The sequence below is a fragment of the Streptomyces sp. NPDC048514 genome (assembly GCF_043199955.1).
Classification (GTDB): Bacteria; Actinomycetota; Actinomycetes; order Streptomycetales; family Streptomycetaceae; genus Streptomyces.
Genome location: NZ_JBICWT010000015.1, coordinates 226,170 through 246,736, shown reverse-complemented (window position 1 = coordinate 246,736; position 20,567 = coordinate 226,170). Strand labels below are relative to the sequence as shown.

General features: G+C 72.4%; 18 protein-coding genes and 2 pseudogenes. 9 read left to right on the top strand and 11 right to left on the bottom strand.

The features are described from left to right. Positions 1 to 248 (bottom strand): annotated as a pseudogene (locus tag ACGFT2_RS30910) (cytochrome ubiquinol oxidase subunit I); the annotation flags it as partial. Then, positions 245 to 1,207: a cytochrome c oxidase subunit II gene (gene coxB / locus ACGFT2_RS30905; RefSeq protein WP_393284626.1), complete on the bottom strand. Its 963-nt coding sequence runs from the start codon at positions 1,205 to 1,207 to the stop codon at positions 245 to 247. The gene coxB and the pseudogene ACGFT2_RS30910, both read right to left, overlap by 4 nt. 300 nt (positions 1,208 to 1,507) lie before the next feature. On the opposite strand from coxB, the gene ACGFT2_RS30900 reads away from it, so the two are divergent. Beyond that, the gene (locus ACGFT2_RS30900; protein WP_393284623.1) at positions 1,508 to 2,884 is read left to right on the top strand and encodes a cysteine desulfurase/sulfurtransferase TusA family protein; all 1,377 of its coding nucleotides are present in this window, start codon (positions 1,508 to 1,510) and stop codon (positions 2,882 to 2,884) included. 236 nt (positions 2,885 to 3,120) lie between these two features. Here ACGFT2_RS30900 and ACGFT2_RS30895 read toward each other — a convergent pair whose 3' ends face one another. Continuing rightward, positions 3,121 to 4,095: a carbohydrate kinase family protein gene (locus ACGFT2_RS30895; RefSeq protein WP_393284621.1), complete on the bottom strand. Its 975-nt coding sequence runs from the start codon at positions 4,093 to 4,095 to the stop codon at positions 3,121 to 3,123. A 129-nt stretch (positions 4,096 to 4,224) separates the two neighbouring features. Between ACGFT2_RS30895 and ACGFT2_RS30890 the strand changes: the two genes are divergently transcribed. After that, positions 4,225 to 4,434, top strand: coding sequence for a hypothetical protein (locus ACGFT2_RS30890; protein ID WP_393284619.1), 210 nt, complete (start codon positions 4,225 to 4,227; stop codon positions 4,432 to 4,434). 101 nt (positions 4,435 to 4,535) lie between these two features. Next, entirely contained in the window at positions 4,536 to 6,047 is a 1,512-nt protein-coding gene (locus ACGFT2_RS30885; protein ID WP_393284616.1) for a hypothetical protein, read from the top strand. A 198-nt stretch (positions 6,048 to 6,245) separates the two neighbouring features. Here ACGFT2_RS30885 and ACGFT2_RS30880 read toward each other — a convergent pair whose 3' ends face one another. Further along, a complete protein-coding gene (locus tag ACGFT2_RS30880) occupies positions 6,246 to 6,602 on the bottom strand; it encodes an iron-sulfur cluster assembly accessory protein (RefSeq protein WP_030582488.1) in 357 nt (118 codons plus the stop codon). Positions 6,603 to 6,865: 263 nt separating this feature from the next. Here ACGFT2_RS30880 and nadA point away from each other — a divergent pair, with 263 nt between their 5' ends. Then, positions 6,866 to 8,062 carry a quinolinate synthase NadA gene (gene nadA, locus ACGFT2_RS30875; protein ID WP_393284612.1) on the top strand — a complete coding sequence of 399 codons (1,197 nt, stop codon included), beginning with the start codon at positions 6,866 to 6,868 and terminating at the stop codon, positions 8,060 to 8,062. 90 nt (positions 8,063 to 8,152) lie between these two features. On the opposite strand, the gene ACGFT2_RS30870 is transcribed toward nadA, so the two are convergent. From ACGFT2_RS30870 to ACGFT2_RS30860, 3 genes are all read right to left on the bottom strand, one after another. Continuing rightward, complete coding sequence (locus tag ACGFT2_RS30870) at positions 8,153 to 11,254, bottom strand: efflux RND transporter permease subunit (protein ID WP_393284609.1); 3,102 nt, start codon at positions 11,252 to 11,254, stop codon at positions 8,153 to 8,155. 199 nt (positions 11,255 to 11,453) lie between these two features. Beyond that, positions 11,454 to 12,128, bottom strand: coding sequence for a response regulator (locus tag ACGFT2_RS30865; protein WP_393284606.1), 675 nt, complete (start codon positions 12,126 to 12,128; stop codon positions 11,454 to 11,456). Beyond that, positions 12,125 to 13,342 (bottom strand): sensor histidine kinase, encoded by a 1,218-nt coding sequence (locus ACGFT2_RS30860; RefSeq protein WP_393284605.1) that lies wholly within the window; start codon positions 13,340 to 13,342, stop codon positions 12,125 to 12,127. The genes ACGFT2_RS30865 and ACGFT2_RS30860 overlap by 4 nt, the downstream gene beginning before the upstream one ends. A gap of 183 nt (positions 13,343 to 13,525) precedes the next feature. On the opposite strand from ACGFT2_RS30860, the pseudogene ACGFT2_RS30855 reads away from it, so the two are divergent. Beyond that, a pseudogene (locus ACGFT2_RS30855) lies at positions 13,526 to 13,719 on the top strand (hypothetical protein); the annotation flags it as partial. A gap of 13 nt (positions 13,720 to 13,732) precedes the next feature. Here the strand turns inward: ACGFT2_RS30855 and ACGFT2_RS30850 are convergent. Next, the gene (locus ACGFT2_RS30850) at positions 13,733 to 14,011 is read right to left on the bottom strand and encodes a hypothetical protein (RefSeq protein WP_393284602.1); all 279 of its coding nucleotides are present in this window, start codon (positions 14,009 to 14,011) and stop codon (positions 13,733 to 13,735) included. 33 nt (positions 14,012 to 14,044) lie between these two features. Beyond that, the gene (locus ACGFT2_RS30845) at positions 14,045 to 14,842 is read right to left on the bottom strand and encodes a PspA/IM30 family protein (protein WP_393284600.1); all 798 of its coding nucleotides are present in this window, start codon (positions 14,840 to 14,842) and stop codon (positions 14,045 to 14,047) included. 354 nt (positions 14,843 to 15,196) lie between these two features. On the opposite strand from ACGFT2_RS30845, the gene ACGFT2_RS30840 reads away from it, so the two are divergent. From ACGFT2_RS30840 to ACGFT2_RS30830, 3 genes are all read left to right on the top strand, one after another. Beyond that, entirely contained in the window at positions 15,197 to 15,826 is a 630-nt protein-coding gene (locus ACGFT2_RS30840; protein ID WP_393284597.1) for a DUF3043 domain-containing protein, read from the top strand. Between the two features lie 83 nt (positions 15,827 to 15,909). Next, positions 15,910 to 16,611, top strand: a complete 702-nt coding sequence (locus tag ACGFT2_RS30835) for a class I SAM-dependent methyltransferase (protein ID WP_393284594.1) — start codon at positions 15,910 to 15,912, stop codon at positions 16,609 to 16,611. Between the two features lie 56 nt (positions 16,612 to 16,667). After that, a complete protein-coding gene (locus tag ACGFT2_RS30830) occupies positions 16,668 to 17,768 on the top strand; it encodes a S1C family serine protease (protein ID WP_393284591.1) in 1,101 nt (366 codons plus the stop codon). Between the two features lie 62 nt (positions 17,769 to 17,830). Here the strand turns inward: ACGFT2_RS30830 and ACGFT2_RS30825 are convergent, their stop codons facing one another. Further along, a complete protein-coding gene (locus ACGFT2_RS30825; RefSeq protein ID WP_393284588.1) occupies positions 17,831 to 18,043 on the bottom strand; it encodes a hypothetical protein in 213 nt (70 codons plus the stop codon). 235 nt (positions 18,044 to 18,278) lie between these two features. Between ACGFT2_RS30825 and ACGFT2_RS30820 the strand changes: the two genes are divergently transcribed. After that, complete coding sequence (locus ACGFT2_RS30820) at positions 18,279 to 19,481, top strand: bifunctional adenosylcobinamide kinase/adenosylcobinamide-phosphate guanylyltransferase (protein WP_393284585.1); 1,203 nt, start codon at positions 18,279 to 18,281, stop codon at positions 19,479 to 19,481. A 67-nt stretch (positions 19,482 to 19,548) separates the two neighbouring features. Here ACGFT2_RS30820 and ACGFT2_RS30815 read toward each other — a convergent pair whose 3' ends face one another. Then, complete coding sequence (locus ACGFT2_RS30815; RefSeq protein WP_393284582.1) at positions 19,549 to 20,535, bottom strand: class I SAM-dependent methyltransferase; 987 nt, start codon at positions 20,533 to 20,535, stop codon at positions 19,549 to 19,551. Positions 20,536 to 20,567: the final 32 nt, after the last annotated feature.

Here is a 20,567-nt window from a genome sequence, read left to right as displayed (position 1 = left end):
AACTGCTCGTTCGACATGAACTGCAGACCCGGCCGGGCCAGCTCGGCGCGCATCAGCAGCGCCATCACGCCACCGATCAGGAAGAACGCGAACGAGGTGACCAGATACAGCGTCCCGATCGTCTTGTGGTCGGTGGTCGTCAGCCACTTCACCACGACGTTGCCGGGCTGCTTGCGCCTGACCGGCAGCTCGTTCTCGTACGAGTCCTCAGCTGCCGCGGCACCCTGGGGTTCGTTGAGGATGCTCACAGGTTGTTCGTCTCCCGGTTCTTCTCGTGGCTCGTCTGCGCGATGCCGGCGGGAATGTAACCGGTCTGCCCCTTCTTGGCGAGGTCCTTGAGGTGCTGCTCGTAGCGCTCGGGGGAGACGACCTTCACGTTGAACAGCATCCGGGAGTGGTCGACGCCGCAGAGCTCGGCGCACTTGCCGAGGAAGGTGCCCTCCTTGTTGGGGGTCACCTGGAAGGCGTTGGTGTGGCCCGGGATGACGTCCTGCTTCATCAGGAACGGCACCACCCAGAAGGAGTGGATGACGTCACGAGAGGTCAGGACGAAGCGGACCGTCTTGCCCTTGGGGAGCCAGAGAGTCGGACCGGGGTTGTGCGTCTGCGGGTTCCGCGTACCGGGCGTACCGACGTCGTAGACGCCGCCGGCGTTCGCCGGGAAGGCGTCCTTGAACCGGTCCGGAATGGCGTCCAGGTTCTTGTCGGTCTTGGCGTCACCGGTGGAGCCCGGGACGTTCTCGACGTAGTTGAAGCCCCAGCTCCACTGGAAGCCGACCACGTTGACCGTGACCTCTGGCTTCTTGTCGGTGAGGCTGAGCAGCTTCGACTCGTCCCGGGCCGTGAAGTAGAAGAGCACCGAGATGATGATGATCGGGACCACCGTGTACAGGGCCTCGATCGGCATGTTGTACCGGGTCTGCGGAGGTACCTCGACCTTGGTGCGGCTGCGCCGGTGGAACATGGCGCTCCACAGGATCAGGCCCCACACCAGCACGCCGACGGCGAGCGCGGCAGCCCAGGAGCCCTGCCACAGGGAGAGGATCCGCGGAGCCTCTTCCGTGGTCGGGGTGGGCATACCAAGGCGGGGGAAGTCCTTGTATGTGCAACCGGTAGCGGTCGCCAGGACCAGGCCCGCGGTCAGTGCCTGCAGCAGCTTCCGCCGCATCGGGCGCCGCGGCGAGCGGTCGGAGCCGTTGGGACTCACGTAGCGCCTTCCCGAGAGTCTCGCCCGCGCGGTCGGCGCGGCCTTCTCGCTGGTCGGTCGCCGCCCTGCGTCGGGCAGGGGTTTGGATGTTTATGCGGACCAAACCCTAGCCGACGCTCTCCGAGGGTTCGCGGGGAGGGGGGCATACGCGCCGCCGGTCACTCCGAAGGGGTCGGATCGGGCGCCCAATAGCTCGGGTTGTCCCGGTTCGGCGTGTGGACGCGGGGCACGTTGTGGCTGGTGGCGCCGCTCCCCGCGCCCCTGGGCCGGGCGCCTTCACCGAAGTCTTACCGTTGCCTTGTGTCCTACTTCGATGCTGCCTCCGCCGCTCCCCTGCACCCCGTGGCCCGCCAGGCGTTGTTGGCCTCGCTGGACGAGGGTTGGGCCGACCCCGCCCGGCTCTATCGGGAGGGCCGCAAGGCCCGCATGCTGCTGGACGCCTCACGGGAGGCCGCGGCGGAGGCCATCGGGTGCCGGGCCGACGAGGTGGTGTTCACGCCGTCCGGGAGCCGGGCCGTCCACACGGGCGTCGCCGGGGCGTTGGCCGGGCGGCGGCGGGTGGGACGCCACCTGATCGTGTCCGCCGTCGAACACTCCTCCGTACTCCATTCGGCCGAGGTGTTCGAGGCGGCCGGCGGGGCGGTCACCCGGGTGTCCGTGGACCGGGCCGGAGCCGTCGCGGCGGCGGACTACGCGGCCGCGCTGCGCGAGGACACCGCGCTGGCCGTTCTGCAGTCCGCCAACCACGAGGTGGGCACCGTGCAGCCGGTGGCCGGGGTGGCCGAGGTGTGCCGGGCGGCCGGGGTGCCGTTGCTGGTGGACGCGGCGCAGTCGCTGGGGTGGGGGCCGGTCGAGGGCGACTGGTCGCTGCTGGCGGCGAGTGCGCACAAATGGGGTGGGCCGTCGGGGGTCGGGCTGCTCGTGGTCCGCAAAGGGGTGCGGTTCGCCGCCCAAGGCCCGGTGGACGAGCGGGAGTCGGGGCGGGCGCCGGGGTTCGAGAACATCCCGGCGATCGTGGCGGCCGTGGCCTCCCTGCGGGCGGTGCGGGCCGAGGCGGCACAGGAGGCGGTACGGCTGCGGGAGCTGACGGAACGGATCCGCGCACGGGTGCCGGAGGTCGTGGCCGACGTGGAGGTGGTCGGCGACCCCGAGCGCCGGCTGCCCGGGATCGTCACCTTCTCCTGTCTGTACGTCGACGGGGAGGCGCTGCTGCACGAGCTGGACCGGGCGGGCTTCTCCGTCTCGTCCGGGTCGTCCTGCACCAGCAGCACGCTGACGCCCAGCCATGTGCTGAAGGCGATGGGCGTGCTGAGCGAGGGCAATGTGCGCGTCTCGCTGCCGATGGGGGTGGCCGGGGCGGACGTGGACCGGTTCCTGGAGGTGCTGCCGGGGGCGGTGGCCGCCGTCCGGGAGAAGCTGGGGGCGCCCGCGCCGGCGACCGCGGTACGGGCGCGGGAGCTGGTCGTCGACTCCCTCGGCAAGCGCTGCCCGATTCCCGTCATCGAGCTGGCGAAGGTGATCGGGGACGTACCGGTGGGCGGCACGGTCCGCGTCCTCTCCGACGACGCGGCGGCCCGCCTGGACATCCCGGCCTGGTGCGAGATGCGGGCCCAGCAGTACATCGGCGAGGAGCCGGCGGACCGAGGCACGGCCTACCTGGTACGCCGCCTGACCTGACGCGGCCCGGAAGGCGGCGCGCCCCGCAGGGGGCGCGGGGAACCGCGCGACCGGCCCCCGCGCACCCGCACCCGAAGCGCGAACCGACGCGACCCCGGGCCGCGGCCCCGCAAGGGGCGCGGAAAACCGCACGACCGGCCCCCGCGCACCCGCACCCGCACCCGCCCCGACGGCGAACGGCGAACGTCCCGCAGCCGCGACGGCGCCCCGCGGCAGCGGCGTGGCCGGCGGCGGCCTCAGCCCAGGTGGACCCGCACCTCGTCGGCCGCCGACTCCCCGTACGCCTTGGTGAACCGCTCCATGAAGTGGCCCCGCCGCAGCTGGTACTCCTGCGTACCCACCGTCTCGATGACCAGCGTCGCCAGCATGCAGCCGACCTGCGCGGCCCGCTCCAGCGAGACACCCCACACCAGGCCGGACAGGAATCCGGCGCGGAAGGCGTCGCCGACGCCGGTGGGGTCGGCCTTGCGCTCCTCCTCCGCGCAGCCGACCTCGATCGGGTCCTGGCCGACACTCTCGATGCGCACGCCCTGCGAGCCGAGCGTGGTGACGCGGTGGCCGACCTTGGACAGGATCTCGGCGTCGCTCCAGCCGGTCTTGGACTCGATGAGGCCCTTCTCGTACTCGTTCGAGAAGAGGTACGTCGCGCCGTCCAGCAGTATCCGGATCTCCTCGCCCTCCATGCGGGCGATCTGCTGGGAGAAGTCGGCGGCGAACGGGATGTCCCGGGAGCGGCACTCCTCCGTGTGGCGGAGCATCGCCTCCGGGTCGTCGGCGCCGATCAGGACCAGGTCGAGGCCGTCCACGCGGTCGGCGACGGTCTTCAGCTCGATCTGCCGGGCCTCGCTCATCGCGCCGGTGTAGAAGGAGCCGATCTGGTTGTGGTCGGCGTCCGTGGTGCACACGAAGCGGGCGGTGTGCAGGGTCTCGGAGATACGGACGGACTCGGTGTCCACGCCGTGCCGGTCGAGCCAGGCCCGGTACTCGTCGAAATCGAAGCCGGCGGCACCGACCAGGATCGGCGCCGTGCCGAGCTGGCCCATGCCGAAGGCGATGTTCGCGCCCACACCGCCCCGGCGCACGTCCAGATTGTCGACCAGGAAGGAGAGCGAGACCGTGTGCAGCTGGTCCGCGACGAACTGCTCGGCGAATCGGCCGGGGAAGGTCATGAGGTGGTCGGTGGCGATGGAGCCGGTGACTGCGATGCGCACGTCGGCATTCTCCTGCGGGAGGCGGGATTGACAGTTCACGCTACCCGTTCGTGCGGCGCCACTGAAGCTGGCAAAACTACCCGATAGTAGATCTTTCTTCGCGGACCCGAGCGTGCCTACGGTGCGCTCATGACGAATCCCAAGGCCGACTCCAGCCGACCCGCCGAGTACGACGGCGACCTCGCCGCGCTGCGCGGTGACTGTGCCCGGATGGTTCCGCACTGGGCGGTTCCCGAGCGTGCCGCGGCGCGGCCGGTGCCGCCGTCCCTGATCCACGGCGTACGGGTCCCGGCCCGGTCCGCCCGGCTGCTGGACGCGATGTCGGACTACGGCGACTGACCCGTCCGGAGCAGTCCCGGGAACCGCACGCCCGCCTTCCGCGTCCCATCGCCGTCCCCCGCTGCGGGGATCCGGGACACGATCCAGCGAGGAGCGATGCGGTGAACACCGAGCGGCCTGAGAACTCCGGTGACGCGGAGGTGCCGGAGAATTCCGGTGGACATGCGGCGCAGGAGCCGCGGGTCGGCGACGGGGACACCGGTGAGCGGTCCGGCCTGCGCCGCTCCCCGATGGCCGTCGCCTCGGTGGCGGTCGCGGTGCTGCTGGTCGCCGGTGGCGGCGCCTGCCTGGCCGCGAGCGGCGGCGGGGGCGGCGGCACGGCTCCGGGCGCCTCCGGAGGGCGTGGCACTCCCCCGCCGCTGGCGCTGGACGGCTCGGGCGGCACGAACGGCATCGCGCCCGGGGAGCCCGACCCGGGCGGCGCGACGTACGTGGCGCCGGGCGAACTGCCGGACGGGCCCGGATCGGCGCCGGTGTACGCGGCGAGGGGCGAGGTCGGCAGGGACGCCGTGGCCCGGCTGGCGAAGGCGTTCGGCATGGACGCGACGCCGGTGGCCGAGGGGCGGAACTGGCGGGTCGGCGGCAAGGACGGCTCGGGCCCGGTGCTGCGGGTGAACCGGGACGCGCCCGGCGACTGGACCTACAGCCGGTACGCGCCGGGCACCGACGACTGCAGGAAGGGCCCCCTGTGCGCCCACGACCCGATGGGCCCCACCGGTGGCCCGATCGGCGAGCGGGAGGCGGTGAAGGCGGCGGCGCCGGTGCTGAAGGCGGCCGGGCTGGACGGTGCGAAGATCGACGCCGGCCAGGTGCTGGGGGCCCAGCGCGTGGTCAACGCGGATCCGGTGGTCGGCGGGCTGCCGACGTACGGCTGGACCACCGGGCTGACGATCGGCAAGAAGGGCGAGGCGGTCGGCGGCCACGGGCTGCTGGCCCTCCCCGTCAAGGGCGACACGTATCCCGTGCTGAGCGCGCGGAAGACGCTGCGGCTGATGAACGGTGCGGTGAAGAGCGGCCACCGGATGGGGATCGGGGGCTGTGCCACGCCGGTGCCGGCGAAGGACCGGCTGGAGCAGCCGTGCGGCGCGTCCACGGGGGCGCCCAAGCGGGCGGGCGACCCGGCCACGGTCGAGAAGGCGGTGTTCGGGCTGGCTTCGCACTCGGTCGGCGGGCGGCGGACGCTTGTGCCGTCCTGGCTGTTCCGGGTGCGCGGGCCGGCGGCGGGTGACGCCTTCACGGTGACGCATCCGGCGGTCGACCCGAAGTACCTGACGGCGCCGGCCCGGTCCGGGGCCCCGACGGAGCCGACCGTCGCCCCGAAGTCCCGGAACGTGAAGGTGAACGGCTATACGGCCGACGGCCGGAAGCTGACGGTGAGCTTCTTCGGCGGGGTGTGCGCCGACTACTCGGTGTCGGCCGCGGAGAGCGACGGCCGGGTGGCGGTCACCGTCACCGAGAAGCCCTGGCCGGACAAGGTGTGCGTGCTGATCGCCAAGGAGTACGTGAAGACCGTACGGCTGGACGCGCCGCTCGACGGGCGGACGGTGGTCGGCGCCGACGGGGCGCGGATCGCCCGGTCCGAGCCGGGGGCGCTGCGGCCGCAGGCCCGCTGACGGCGTCCGGACACCGAAAGAGGCGGGGGGGGCCCGGGGGGGGGGGGGGGGCCCCGCCCCCGCCCCCGCCGCCCCCCCCCCCCCCCCCCCCCCCCCCCCCCCCCCCCCCCCCCCCCCCCCCCCCCCCCCCCCCCCCCCCCCCCCCCCCCCCCCCTCTTCCACGGACCGCGCGGACCGGTCCTTCACGACCCGCCGGGCTCAGCTGAAGGAGTCGCCGCAGGCGCAGGAACCGGTCGCGTTCGGGTTGTCGATCGTGAAGCCCTGCTTCTCGATGGTGTCCACGAAGTCGATGGACGCGCCGCCCAGGTACGGGGCGCTCATGCGGTCGGTGACGACCTTGACGCCGCCGAAGTCCTTGACGACATCGCCGTCGAGGGAACGCTCGTCGAAGAAGAGCTGGTAGCGCAGGCCCGAGCAGCCGCCGGGCTGAACGGCGACACGCAGGGCCAGGTCGTCACGGCCTTCCTGGTCGAGCAGGGCCTTGACCTTCGCCGCGGCGGCGTCGGACAGGATGATGCCGTCGGTGACGGTGCTGGTCTCGTCCGATACGGACATCTACATCTCTCCCGGGTTGTACGGAGACTGCTTGCCGACGAGTGCAACCGGCACATGCGCGGATTCATTCCGGCCGGGCATTCGCGTGGACGCGTTTTTCCTTCTTTCATCATGCTCGCACACGCCCGGCGGCATCGGCAGCGGCCGGAAGAGGGCGCCGGGCGGGATTCACGTCACATGGACGCTATGGCCGTCGTCAAAGTGACGTGAAGCGGATATGATAGATAGCGTCAGTTAGACGAAAAGTAGAAAGGGTGCGTGTCGTGACCACCGCCCAGACCCCGGAGCTCGACGTACAGCCGACTCCGCTCGCCCTGCTGCTGCTCGGCCGCGAGGCCGACCCGAAGAGCGAGCGGGGCGTCGACTGCCCCGGTGACCTGCCGTCGCCGTCCGACCCCGACCTGGTGATGCGCGCCCGCGCGGCCAAGGAGAGGCTCGGCGACAAGGTCTTCGTGCTCGGCCACCACTACCAGCGCGACGAGGTCATCCAGTTCGCCGACGTCACGGGCGACTCCTTCAAGCTGGCCCGGGACGCGGCCGCCCGCCCGGAGGCCGAGTACATCGTCTTCTGCGGCGTGCACTTCATGGCCGAGTCCGCGGACATCCTGACGTCCGACGACCAGAAGGTCGTCCTGCCCGACCTCGCCGCCGGCTGCTCCATGGCCGACATGGCGACGGCCGAGCAGGTCGCCGAGTGCTGGGACGTTCTGACGGAGGCCGGGATCGCCGAGCAGGTCGTGCCCGTGTCGTACATGAACTCCTCCGCCGACATCAAGGCCTTCACCGGCAAGCACGGCGGCACGATCTGCACCTCGTCGAACGCCAAGCGCGCCCTCGACTGGGCCTTCGAGCAGGGGGATCCAGCCACCACCAAGGTCCTCTTCCTGCCCGACCAGCACCTGGGCCGCAACACCGCCGTCCGGGACATGGGCATGTCGCTGGACGACTGCGTGGTCTACAACCCGCACAAGCCGAACGGCGGGCTGACCACCGAGGAACTGCGCGCCGCGAAGATGATCCTGTGGCGCGGGCACTGCTCGGTCCACGGCCGGTTCAGCCTGGACTCGGTGAACGACGTGCGCGAGCGCATCCCCGGCGTGAACGTCCTCGTCCACCCCGAGTGCCGGCACGAGGTCGTGGCCGCCGCGGACTACGTCGGCTCGACCGAGTACATCATCAAGGCCCTGGAGGCGGCTCCGGCGGGCTCCAAGTGGGCCATCGGCACGGAGCTGAACCTGGTCCGCCGACTGGCGAATCGTTTCGCGCCCGAGGGCAAGGAGATCGTCTTCCTCGACCGGACGGTCTGCTTCTGCTCGACCATGAACCGCATCGACCTGCCGCATCTGGTCTGGGCCCTGGAGTCCCTGGCCGAGGGCAACCTGGTCAACCGGATCGAGGTCGACAAGGAGACCGAGGCGTTCGCGAAGCTGGCGCTGGAGCGGATGCTGGCGCTGCCGTAACCCGCCGGTCACCCCCGAGGCCCGGCCCCCTCCTCGGTTGAGGAGGGGGCCGGGCCTCGGTGCGTGCGGGGACCGCCGGCCCATGTGCGGTCAGACGCCCGCCGGTTCGCGCACCTCCGGCCGGGTGCCCTCCCGCTTCGCCGCCCGCTTCTCGGCGCGGCGCTCCTTGCGCAGCTCCAGCATCGCGTAGAGCGTCGGCACCAGCAGCAGCGTCAGCAGGGTGGACGTGACCAGACCGCCGATGACGACCACGGCCAGCGGCTGGGCGATGAAGCCGCCCTCGCCGGTGACACCCAGGGCCATCGGGAGCAGGGCGAAGATCGTCGCCAGGGCCGTCATGAGGATCGGGCGCAGCCGGTGCCGGCCGCCCTCGATCACGGCCTCGACGACGCCGTGCCCCTGCTCGCGGTACTGGTTGATCAGGTCGATCAGCACGATCGCGTTGGTCACCACGATGCCGATCAGCATCAGCATGCCGATCATCGCCGGGACGCCCATCGGGGTGCCGGTGGCGACCAGCAGACCGATCGCGCCCGTCGCCGCGAACGGGATGGAGACCAGCAGGATCAGCGGTTGTGCCAGCGAGCGGAACGTCGCGACCAGGAGCATGAAGACGATCGCGATCGCCGCCAGCATCGCCAGGCCCAGGTTCTTGAACGCGTCGCCCTGGTCGGAGGAGACGCCGCCGATCTCGGCCTCCGCGCCCGCCGGCAGGTCGAGGGCCTTGATCCTCGACTGCAGATCGGAGCTGACCGCTCCGGTGTTGTCCCCGGTCGGCTTGGCCGTGATCGTCGCCGCGCGCTGCCCGTCGATCCGGGTCATCGACACCGGGCCGTCCACGAGCCGCACCGTGGCGATGTCACCCAGCTTCACCGGGCCGAGGCGCAGCTTCTTCAGCTGGGCCAGCGTGGTCGCGGGCTCGGCCGACTTCACGACGACGTCGCGCTCGGTGTCGTCCAGGATCGCCTTGCCCGCCGTCGTACCGCGCACCGCCTGGGCGACCGCGGCGCCCAGCTTCTGGTCGTCGAACCCGGCCGCCGCCGCCTTCGCGTTCGCCCTGACCGAGATCCGCGGCACGCTCGTCGCCAGGTCGCTGCTGACGTCCGTGACGTGGTCGAGGCCGGCGACCGCGGAGCGCACCTGCTCGGCGGCCGTACGCAGCGCCCGGGGGTCGGAGGCCTTCACCACGACGCTCAGGTCCTGGCTGCCGAAGCCGTCACCGGCCGACACGGTGGTCGTCCCGGCGCCCTCGATCTTCTTCAGGCCGTCCTCGATGTGCTGCTGGACGTCGTCGTACGAGGACGCGTCCTCCAGCATCACCTGGTACGACGCCTGGTTGGTGTCCGTGCCACCGCCGAAGGCCGCCATGAAGCCGGAGGAGCCCACGGTGACCTGGTAGTCCTTGACGCCCTTGGTGGATGCGAGCAGCTTCTCCACCTTCTTCGCCTGGGCGTCCGTCGCCGCGAGGCTGGTACCGGGCCTCAGCTTCTGCTTGACCGTGAGCACCTCCTGCTCGCCCTGGTCGAAGAAGTTGGTCTTCAGCAGCCCGGCCATGCCGAACGTGACGACCAGGACCACGATCGCGATCAGCACGCTGGTGAGGCGGCGGCGCGTCGCGAAGCGCAGGACGGGGACGTAGGCGCGCTGCAGACGGCTGTTCGCCTCCTTCTCCTCGGCCCTGCGGCGGGCCTCCGCGGCGTCCTCGGGGGTGCCCTTCGGGGCCCGCAGGAACCAGAACGACAGCACCGGGACGACCGTCAGCGAAACCAGCAGGGAGGCCAGCAGGGCCGCCGTCACGGTGATGCTGAACGAGCCGAACAGGGCGCCCACCATGCCGCCGACCAGGCCGATCGGGAGGAACACCGCGACCGTGGTCAGAGTGGAGGAGGTGACGGCGCCGGCCACCTCGCGCACGGCGGTCAGAATCGCCTCCTTGCGCTCCTCGCCGTAGCCGAGGTGCCGCTTGATGTTCTCCAGCACCACGATCGAGTCGTCGACGACGCGGCCGATGGCTATGGTCAGCGCGCCGAGCGTGAGCATGTTGAGCGACAGGCCGCGCGTCCACAGCACGATCAGCGCGAGGACGACGGACAGCGGGATGGACACGGCGGTGACCAGCGTCGAGCGGACCGAGGCCAGGAAGACCAGGATGATCAGGACCGCGAAGAGCAGGCCGAGCGCGCCTTCCGTGGTCAGGCCCTTGATGGACTTGGACACGGCGGGCCCCTGGTCGCTGACCACCGTCAGCTCGGAGCCGGCGCCGAGGTCCTTGCGCAGCCCGGGCAGCCTGTCCTCGACGGCGTTCGAGATGGAGACCGCGCTGCCGTCGTGGTCCATGGTGACGTTGACGGCGAGGCTGGGCCTGCCGTCGGTGCGGGTGATGGAGTCGGCCGGGGCGGGCCGCTCCTGCACGGCGGCCACGGTCCCCAGCCGCACGGGCTTGCCGGAGCCCCCGCCGGTGACCATCAGGTCCCGGATCTGCTTCAGGGAGGTGAAGCCGCCGCCGACCTGGACGGTGCGGTTGGCGCCGTTCTCGTCGAAGGAACCGGCCGGGACGGTCGCGCCGCCCGCCTGCAGGGCCTGGCCGAGAGCGGCGGAGGTGAGACCCGCCCGCGCCAGCTTCGCGTCGTCCGGGGTGACGGTGACCTGGAGGTCGCGCACGCCCATGACCTGGACCCGGCCCACGCCGTCGATGTCCTTCAGGGACGGGACGACCGTCCTGTCCAGCTGGTCGGCGAGGGCCTGCTGGTCCTTGCCGGAGGTGACGGCGAGGACCACGGTCGGCATGTCGTCCGTGGAGCCGGAGATGATCTGCGGGTCGACGTCGTCCGGGAGCTGGTTGCGGGCCCGGTTGACGGCCTGCTGGACATCGGCGACGAGCTGCTTGGTGTCGTTGCCGTAGTCGAAGGACGCCATGATGACGGCGTTGCCCTCACTGGCGGTGGAGGTGACGCCGGTGACGCCGTCGACGGCCTGCAGATTGTCCTCGATGGGCTCGATGACCTGCTTCTCGACCACATCGGGCGAGGCACCCTGGTACGGCGCGATCACCGACACCATGGGCAGTTCGATGGTGGGCAGCAGCTGCTGCTTGATCTGGGGTATCGCGATCAGCCCGAAGACGAGCGCGATGAGCGAGACGAGCCCGACGAGGGCGCGTTGCGCGAGGCTGAATCTCGACAGCCAGGACATGGGTCTGGGTCTCTCTTCTGTGAGCGGCAGAAGCGCTGCCCGGTATGGAACGGGCTCCGTACCGGAGAAAGGCGACGACGGGACGCACAGGCGAGCGCCCACTGCACCACCCTGAGCCATGCCGGAGGGCCGATCCGTAGGCCCCAGGTCCAGTTCCTTATCCGGGCCCTACTCCGCGCGCAGTACGCACGGGTGGAGGTCAGTCCATCCTCGGACGTACCAGCCCCGACTCGTAGGCGATCACCACGAGCTGGGCCCGGTCCCGGGCGCCGAGCTTGGCCATGGCCCGGTTGACGTGCGTCTTCACGGTCAGCGGGCTGACCTCCAGGCGCTCGGCGATCTCGTCGTTGGAGTGGCCGCCGGCGACCTGCACGAGCACCTCCCGCTCCCGGCCGGTGAGCGCGTTCAGGCGCTCGGAGCGGGCGGGGTCGCCGTCGTCGTCGCCCTGTGCGAGGAAGCGGGCGATCAGACCCTTGGTGGCCGCCGGGGAGAGCAGGGCCTCCCCGCCCGCGGCGACCCGGATGGCGCTCAGCAGTTCCTCCGGCTCGCTGCCCTTGCCGAGGAAACCGGAGGCGCCCGCGCGCAGCGACCGTACGACGTAGTCGTCGACCTCGAAGGTGGTCAGGATGACCACGCGTACGTGTGCGAGGGAGGGATCGGCGCTGATCAGGCGGGTGGCGGCGAGCCCGTCGGTGCCGGGCATGCGGATGTCCATGAGGACGACGTCGGCGGCGTTCTCCTTGGCCAGCCGGACCGCCTCGGCGCCGTCGGAGGCCTCCCCCACCACCTCCATGTCGGGCTCGGAGTCGACCAGCACCCGGAATGCGCTGCGCAGCAGTGCCTGGTCGTCGGCGAGCAGGACACGGATCGTCATGCGGGCTCCCCCTGGGCCGTCGTACGGGTCTCGACGGGCAGGATCGCATGGACGCGGAAGCCGCCGCCGTAGCGGGGTCCGGTGGTCAGGGTGCCGCCGAGGGCGGTGACCCGCTCGCGCATGCCGAGCAGGCCGTGGCCGCCCCCGGCGCCGGGTGCCGCGGCCTCGCCCGCTCCGTCGTCGAGGACGGTGACCTCGAGGTTCGGTCCGACGCGTACGACGCTGACCTCGGCCTTGGTCGCGCCCGCGTGCTTCTGCACGTTCGTCAGGGCCTCCTGGACGATCCGGTAGGCGGCCAGGTCGACGGCGGCCGGGAGGGCAGTGCCCTGGTCGGTGCGGGCCACCTCGACCCGGAGGCCGGCGCTGCGGAAGGTGGTGGCCAGCTCCTCGAGCCGGCTGAGGCCGGGGGCGGGCTCGGTGGGGGCCTCGGGGTCGCCGGACTGGCGGAGCAGGCCGACGGTGGCGCGCAGTTCGTTCAGGGCGCTGCGGCTGGCCTCGCGGACGTGGCCGAGGGCCTCCTTGGCCTGGTCGGGCCGTTTGTCCATGACATGGGCGGCGACCCCCGCCTGCACGTTGACCAGCGCGATGTGGTGGGCCACGACGTCGTGCAGGTCACGGGCGATGCGCAGCCGCTCCTCGGCGACCCGGCGGCGGGCCTCCTCCTCCCGGGTGCGTTCGGCGCGCTCGGCGCGTTCCCGGATGGCCTGCACGACCGCCCGGCGGCTGCGCACGGCGTCCCCGGCGGTGGCGCCGATGCCGGTCCAGGCGAGCACGCCGAGGTTCTCCTGCGCGTACCAGGGCAGGGGGCCGCCGAGCATGGCGGCCGCCGTGAGCACGGTCATGGTGAGCAGGCCGATCCGCCAGGTCGTGGTGCGGTCGGTGGTCGAGGCGACGGTGTAGAGCGCGATGACGGCGGACATCGCGACGGGTGCGCGCGGGTCGCCGGTGACGGACTCGATCACGGAGAGCGTGCCGGTGACGGCGAGGACCGTCTTGGGGACGCGGCGGCGGAAGACGAGCGCCATCGCGGCGAGGGTCATCAGCACGAGGCTGGCGGGGCCGGGGCTGCAGACGCCCCAGGCGACCCCGTGCCCGTCCTTCGGCACGACGAAGGAACCGGCGACCATGCACACCAGCACCCCTGCGGCGATGGCCGCGTCGAGCGCGAGCGGGTGCGCCTTCAGACCACACCGGGCACGTTCAAGAGTGCTCACGCCACTGAACAGTACGGGTGTTTCGCCGGCGCCCCACACCGCCCGGCACCCCCGAAGGCCCGAGCGGACCCACGCGAGCAACCAGAACGCGCCCCGAAGGGGCGCGGGGAACTGCGCGAGCGACCACGATCCAACCGCACCCGCAGACGCACCCGGACGGCACCCGCGAAAGAGCCCACAGAACTGGACCTGCCCACCGCGGACGCGGGCGGCTGGGAGTCGATCGTGTCCGTGCCGGACCTGACCGCCGCCGGCGCCCGGGTGCAGCTGATCACCGACGACGGGGACGCCGACCTGTACGGGGACGGCGAGCAGGCGAGGACCTCTCCCACCCGGAGTGGCGGAAGTCCCGCAGCAACTGGTTCACCCTGGGCTGACCCGCGGGGCGGATCAGCCGGGGATCAGGCCGTCGTCGCTGAGCAGGGCCCGGACCTCCTCCAGCGAGGCGTCCGCCGCCGGCAGGATCAGCTCGGAGGGCTCCAGCGAGTCGTCCGGCAGGGGGGAGCCGAGCCGGCGGACGGCGTCCAGGAGGGCGGTGAGCGTGCGCCGGAAGCCGGCCTCGTCGCCGCTCTCCACCTCCGCCAGCAGGTCGTCGTCCAGCTTGTTCAGCTCAGGGAACTGGGAGTCGTCCAGTCTCACCTGGCCCTCCCCCATGATCCGTACGATCACGTCGGCCTCCTCGGCTCGGGCCCCGGCGCCGGGCTACTGCTTGTCGAAGCGCGGGGTGTCCTGCGGCTGCTGCTGGGACTGCGCCTGGCCGGTGCCGGTACCGCCCTCGATCGCCTGCTGCGGCGAGCCTCCGGCCAGCTCGGCCTTCATGCGCTGCAGTTCCAGCTCTACATCCGTACCACCGGAGAGGCGGTCCAGCTCGGCCGCGATGTCGTCCTTGGCCATGCCGGAGGGGTCGTCGAGGGCACCGGAGGCGAGGAGTTCGTCGATGGCGCCGGCGCGGGCCTGGAGCTGCTGCGTCTTGTCCTCGGCGCGCTGGATGGCCAGGCCGACGTCGCCCATCTCCTCGGAGATGCCGGAGAAGGCCTCACCGATGCGGGTCTGCGCCTGGGCGGCGGTGTACGTCGCCTTGATGGTCTCCTTCTTCGTACGGAAGGCGTCCACCTTGGCCTGCAGGCGCTGGGCCGCGAGGGTGAGCTTCTCCTCCTCGCCCTGCAGGGTCGTGTGCTGCGTCTCCAGGTCGGTGACCTGCTGCTGGAGGGCGGCGCGGCGGGAGAGCGCCTCGCGGGCGAGGTCCTCGCGGCCGAGCGCGAGCGCCTTGCGGCCCTGGTCCTCCAGCTTGGAGGACTGCTGCTGCAACTGATTCAGCTGGAGTTCCAGACGCTTGCGGGAGGTCGCCACGTCGGCGACGCCGCGGCGCACCTTCTGCAGCAGCTCGAGCTGCTTCTGGTACGAGTAATCGAGGGTCTCGCGCGGGTCCTCGGCCCGGTCAAGGGCCTTGTTCGCCTTCGCGCGGAAGATCATCCCCATACGCTTCATGACACCGCTCATGGGCTTCGCGCGCCCCCTTCTGACGGACTCCAGCTCACAGATCCTGCGACAGAACCCACAGTACGGGCCCTGCATCCATTACCGCACTGTTCCGGGGGTGATGCGCTCATCCCCAAGGACGACTGCGGTCGGTTCCGCTCCGGCCCAGGGAGTACGCGGTCCCCCACGGGAACCCGGCCTGGCACAGCCGGACCCATGCCGGACCCACGCCGGGCCCCGCACGGACTCCGTCAGGATCCCGCCCCGCCCCGTGCGCACCTCCCCTAGACGTCTCCGGAACCTCCCCGGAACATCCCCTCTGTCCCCCTACAGACGTCCGGCGTTGCGGGATCGTTCCCGTCCGGGCTGGGGTCCATGCCGGTGCAGCGCTTACCCTTGGGTTTTGTGTTCCGTAGCCGTGCCAAGGAAGAGAAGGCCCCGACCGCCGACAAGGCGCCGGTGACCCTCTCCAAGCAGACCCGCGACCCGCAGGCCCCCAAGGGCAGGCCCACGCCGAAGCGCAACGAGGCCCAGTCCCAGCGCCGCAGCGTGGCCCGCACCCCGACGAACCGCAAGGAGGCCGCGAAGCGCCAGCGCGAGGACCGGCGCGATGCGCTGGCCCGCCAGCGCGCGGCGCTGGCCAGCGGTGACGAGCGTTACCTCCCGGCCCGCGACAAGGGCCCGGTCCGCAAGTTCGCCCGTGCCTGGGTGGACTCGCGGTTCAACGTGGCGGAGTTCTTCCTGCCGCTCGCCGTGGTGATCCTCGTGCTGAGCGTGGTGCGGGTGCCGTCGATCCAGAGCATCGCGCTGCTGCTGTGGCTGATCGTGATCGTGCTGATCGTTCTGGACGCGGCGGTCAGCGGCTTCCGTCTGCGGAAGCGGCTCAAGGAGCGCTTCCCGGACCAGAACACGCGCGGCGCGGTCCCCTACGCCCTGATGCGGTCCCTGCAGATGCGTCGGCTCCGACTGCCGAAGCCGCAGGTCAAGCGCGGAGAGCGGCCCTGAGCGCAGAGGCCTTCACCGGGGGTGCCGCCAAAGCCTGGCTGGACGGGCTGGGCGGGCTGCGCGACGTCGTACGCCAGGAGCTGGTGGCCCGGCAGCTCGACGAGCAGATAGCCGGGCGGTTCCCGGTCGGGCAGCGGTTGCGGGTGCTCGACGTCGGCATGGGCCAGGGCACGCAGGCGCTGCGGCTGGCCCGGCTCGGTCATCAGGTGACCGGGGTCGAGCAGGACGCGACCATGATCGCCGCCGCGCGCGAGGCCCTGGCCGGGCAGCCGGAGGGCATCCGTGCGCGGGTCCGGCTGGTGCAGGGCGACGGGCGCGACACCGGGGTGCACTTCCTCCCCGGCAGCTTCGACGTGGTGCTCTGCCACGGCGTCCTGATGTACGTCGAGGAGCCCGATCCGCTGCTGGCGGGCCTGGCCCGGATGCTCGCCCCCGGCGGCCTGCTGTCGCTCCTCGTGCGCAACGGCGACGCCCTCGCCATGCGGGCGGGCCTGTCCGGTGACTGGGCCGGCGCCCTGGCGGCGTTCGACACCACCGCCTATCGCAACCGCCTCGGCCTGCACGTGCGCGCCGACCGGCTGGCCTCGCTCACCGCCACGCTCGCCGGCATCGCGGCCCCCTTGCACGCCTGGTACGGCGTGCGGGTCTTCACGGACACGGCGGCCGACGGCGCGGGAATCCCCGAGGACCTGAACGCGCTGCTCGCGGCCGAGGAGCGGGCCGGGCGCACCGACCCCTACCGCCGGGTGGCGGCCCTGCTGCATCTGTGCGGCGTACGGGGCTGAGCCCGTTCGGGGCATCAGCGCGAGCCGGACGATCACCGTGCGGTGAGACTCGGGACATGCACGCTTCCCCCACCCGCGCCCGTCGCAGGGGCGCAGCGACCCGTGTCCTCGGGGCGGCCGGCCGCGCCGCGGCGCTGCTGTGCTGCGCCGGCCTCGCCGCCGGCTGCACCGCCTCCACCGCGCCGGCCGGACCGGACGGCGCCGCGACCACCCGGGCGGCCGCGCCGATGACCGCGGACGATCTGCAGAGCCGGTACCAGAAGGTCATCAAGGAGGCCCTGCCGTCGGTCGTGCAGATCCAGGCGAGCGGTGACCTGGGCTCCGGGGTCGTGTACGACGGCAACGGGCACATCGTCACCAACGCGCACGTGGTCGGTACCGAGAAGACGTTCAAGGTGACCACGGCCAGCAGCGAGGAACCGCTCGGCGCGAGCCTGGTCTACTCCTACCCCGAGCAGGACCTCGCCGTGATCCGGCTGGACAAGGTGCCGGCCGGGCTGAAGCCGGCGGTGCTCGGGAACTCCGAGGAGGTCCAGGTCGGCCAGATCGTGCTGGCCATGGGGTCGCCGCTCGGGCTGTCGTCCAGCGTGACCCAGGGCATCGTCTCGGCGACCGGACGGACCGTCAGCGAGGGGCAGAGCGACGGGGGCACGGGCGCCACCATCGCGAACATGGTGCAGACGTCGGCCGCCATCAATCCGGGCAACAGCGGCGGTGCGCTGGTCGGCCTCGACGGGCGGGTCGTCGGCATCCCGACGCTCGCGGCGGCCGACCCCGGCCTCGGCGGCAGCGCGGCGGCCGGTATCGGCTTCGCCATCCCGGTGTCGATGGTGCGGACGGTCGCCGGGCAGATCGTCGCGCAGGGCAAGGTCGTCGCCACCGGGCGGGCGGCGCTGGGCATCACGGCGCGGACGGTCGTGGACGCGTCCTACCAGCCGGCCGGGGTGGCGGTGGTCACCGTCCGCGGCGGCGACGCGGCCGACCGGGCGGGGCTGCGGCCCGGCGACGTCGTCACCAAGGTCGGCGACCGGCCCGTCACCACCGTCACCTCGCTGTCGGAGGCGCTGGCGGCGGAAAGACCGGGCCGGCGCACGTCGGTGACGTACGAGCGGGACGGCGTTGCGAAGACGGTCGAGGTGACGCTCGGCGAGCAGTGAGGAGACGAGGAAGGGGCCCGCGCCCGTCATGGGCGCCGGCCCCTCCCCGGCGTCCGCGAGCCCTAGGACGCGTCGGCGTGAAGGCTCATCGGCCCGTAGATCTGGGCACCTTCCTCGAACAGCAGCACCTGGTCGGCCCCACCCTCCTGCAACGCCTTCCAGTGCTCGCCGATCCAGGACTCGGCATCCCCCTGCGTCGTGAACTCCTCGGGCTGCACCGCGGGCTGGACCTCCGTCCCGTCGGCCTTCTCGAACCGCCACGTCCATGCCGTCATGTGGGCCTCCTTGTGATCCAACTGCTCCCCGCAGGGTATGCGCTCCACCGGGCCGGCGGAGAGAGGACGTCGATCGGCCGCGGGCCCGGGCGAACGGACCGCGCCACCACGGCGCGGCCACCCGCGGCCGCCGTCCCCCGCGGCTGCCGTCGGTCGCCTTCCCCGAACCCCGGATGCGGCGTCCCGCCGGGAGCGCCGGTGCGCACAACCCGCTGTGCCGGGTGAAAATCGGTGCGTGGAAATCACTCTGCTCGGTACCGGTGCCCCGCCCGGACTGCCCCGGCCCGACTGCCCCTGCGCCGCCTGTGCGAGCGCGCTCGGACCGGACGCGCGGGCCGCGACCGCGGCGCTCGTGGACGGGGCGCTGCTGCTCGACCTGACGCCGGGAGCGGCGTTCGCGGCGGCGCGGGCGGGCCGTTCGCTGGGCGGGGTGGGGCAGGTGCTGCTGTCGCATCCGCACGACGGTCCCGCGATGGAGGTGCCGGCCGGACTGCCGCAGCCGGGGCGGGTGCCGGACGGGCGGGAGTTGGCGCTGCTGACGGGCCACCGGGTGCGTGCTCTGGCCATGGACGCGGGCGGCACCGGCTACGCGGTGACCGGGCCGGACGGGCAGCGGCTGCTGTATCTGCCGCCGGGCGGGGCCCCGGCGGGTCTCGAGGAGGCGACGGCGGAGTCGTACGACATGGTTCTGGCCGATGTGGTGGGCCGCCCGGACGCGCTCGCCCGGCTGCGGGCGGTCGGCTCCGTGGGCCCGGCCACGGACGTGCTCGCCGTCCACCTCGACCATGACGTGCCGCCCGGCCCGGAGTTGCGGCGGCGGCTCGCGGCGGCCGGGGCGCGCGCGGTGCCGGACGGCACGACGCTGGCGGTCGGGGCGTACGAGGACGTGCCGGACGTGCCGCGCCGGACGCTGGTGCTGGGCGGGGCCCGCTCGGGGAAGTCGGTGGAGGCCGAACGCCGGCTGGAGGCCTTCCCGGACGTGCTGTACGTGGCGACCGGCGGGACGCGGGGCGGGGACACCGAGTGGGCGGCGCGGGTGGCCGTGCACCGGGAGCGGCGGCCGGGGTCGTGGCGTACGACCGAGACGACGGACCTGGTGCCGCTGCTGGCGCAGGACGGGCCGCCGCTGCTGGTCGACTGTCTGTCGCTGTGGCTGACGGACGTGATGGACGCGGTGGGCGCGTGGGACGACGCGGAGTGGGCCGGCGGCGGCGAGAAGGCGTTGCGGGAACGGGTGCGGGAGCTGGCGGAGGCGCTGCGGTGCACTGCGCGGACCGTGGTGGCGGTCTCCAACGAGGTGGGCTCCGGGATCGTGCCGGCGACCGCCTCGGGCCGCCGGTACCGGGACGAACTCGGGCGGCTGAACGCGGTGTTCGCGGACGAGTGCGAGCAGGTGCTGCTGGTCGTCGCCGGGCAGGCCCTGCTGCTGCGGGGCTGAGCGGCGGGTACGGCGGCCACGGCCGGCCGGCCGCTTCGGGGTCGGCCGGCGTCCGCGGCGGGCCCGGTCAGCCGGTGTTCTTGCGTGCCACGATCCGGTAGGCGTTGGAGAACGGGGTTCGGCGGAGCAGGGGGGCCAGGGCGTGGTCCATGATCGCGGCCACGTCGAGCAGCGGCGCCGCCATCGCCCTCGACAACGGGTGGGCGTGGGCCAGGGCCAGGGCGAGCGCCGCGGCCAGGTCGTAGGGGATGTGCGGGGCGCTGCGGTCCGTCACCAGCACGGTGCAGCCCAGGTTCTCCAGTTCGGCGCGCAGGTTGGCCCGCGGCACCAGGTGCAGATGACGGGGCTGGCCGTACGGATACCACCACTTGCCGAGCAGGGCGGCGAACGCGCAGCGCGGGTCCGGGACCTCGATGACGAGGTGGCCGCCGGGGCGCAGCGCCGTGAGGGCGGCGCGGAGTTCGGCGCGTGGGTCGGGGGCGTGCGCCAGGTGGTGGAACATGGTGATCACGTCGTAGCGGGCGCGCAGACGGGCCGCCGTGCCCGGGGTCATGAGGTAGCCGCGGTGGGCTTCCTCGACGCGCTCCTCCAGTTGCGCCTGTGCCACGCGGGCGGTGGGGTCCAGGCCGTCGAAACTGGTGTAGGGGAAGAACTCCTTCGCCGCCTCGGGGAAGTGGCCGTGCCCGGTGCCCACGTCCAGCCAGCTCTCCGGTTCGGGCAGGGCCGACAGCTTGTACGCGGTGGCCCGGTGCCGGCGGCGGACCGCGCCGTCGGAGAGGATCCGGGCGGTGAACTCCGCCAGGTGCCGTTCGTAGAAGTCCCGGTGGAAGAAGGCGAGTCCCTCGGCCGTGAGCCGGGGATTCTGGAAGGCGTGGCCGCAGTCACGGCACTGGTCGAGGACGAACGTGCCCGGCCGGTGCCGCAGCGGATCGCTCGCCCGGATCCGGGTCCGCAGTCGCGTGGAGCCGCACCAGGGGCAGTTCTCGCGGCGCGGCTCCTGGAACGTGTCGGTGGTGTCCGGGGTGACGTACGGCGTGGGGTGCGTGGTCGGCATGGACGGCTCCCTCTGCGACAATTCGCTGCAAA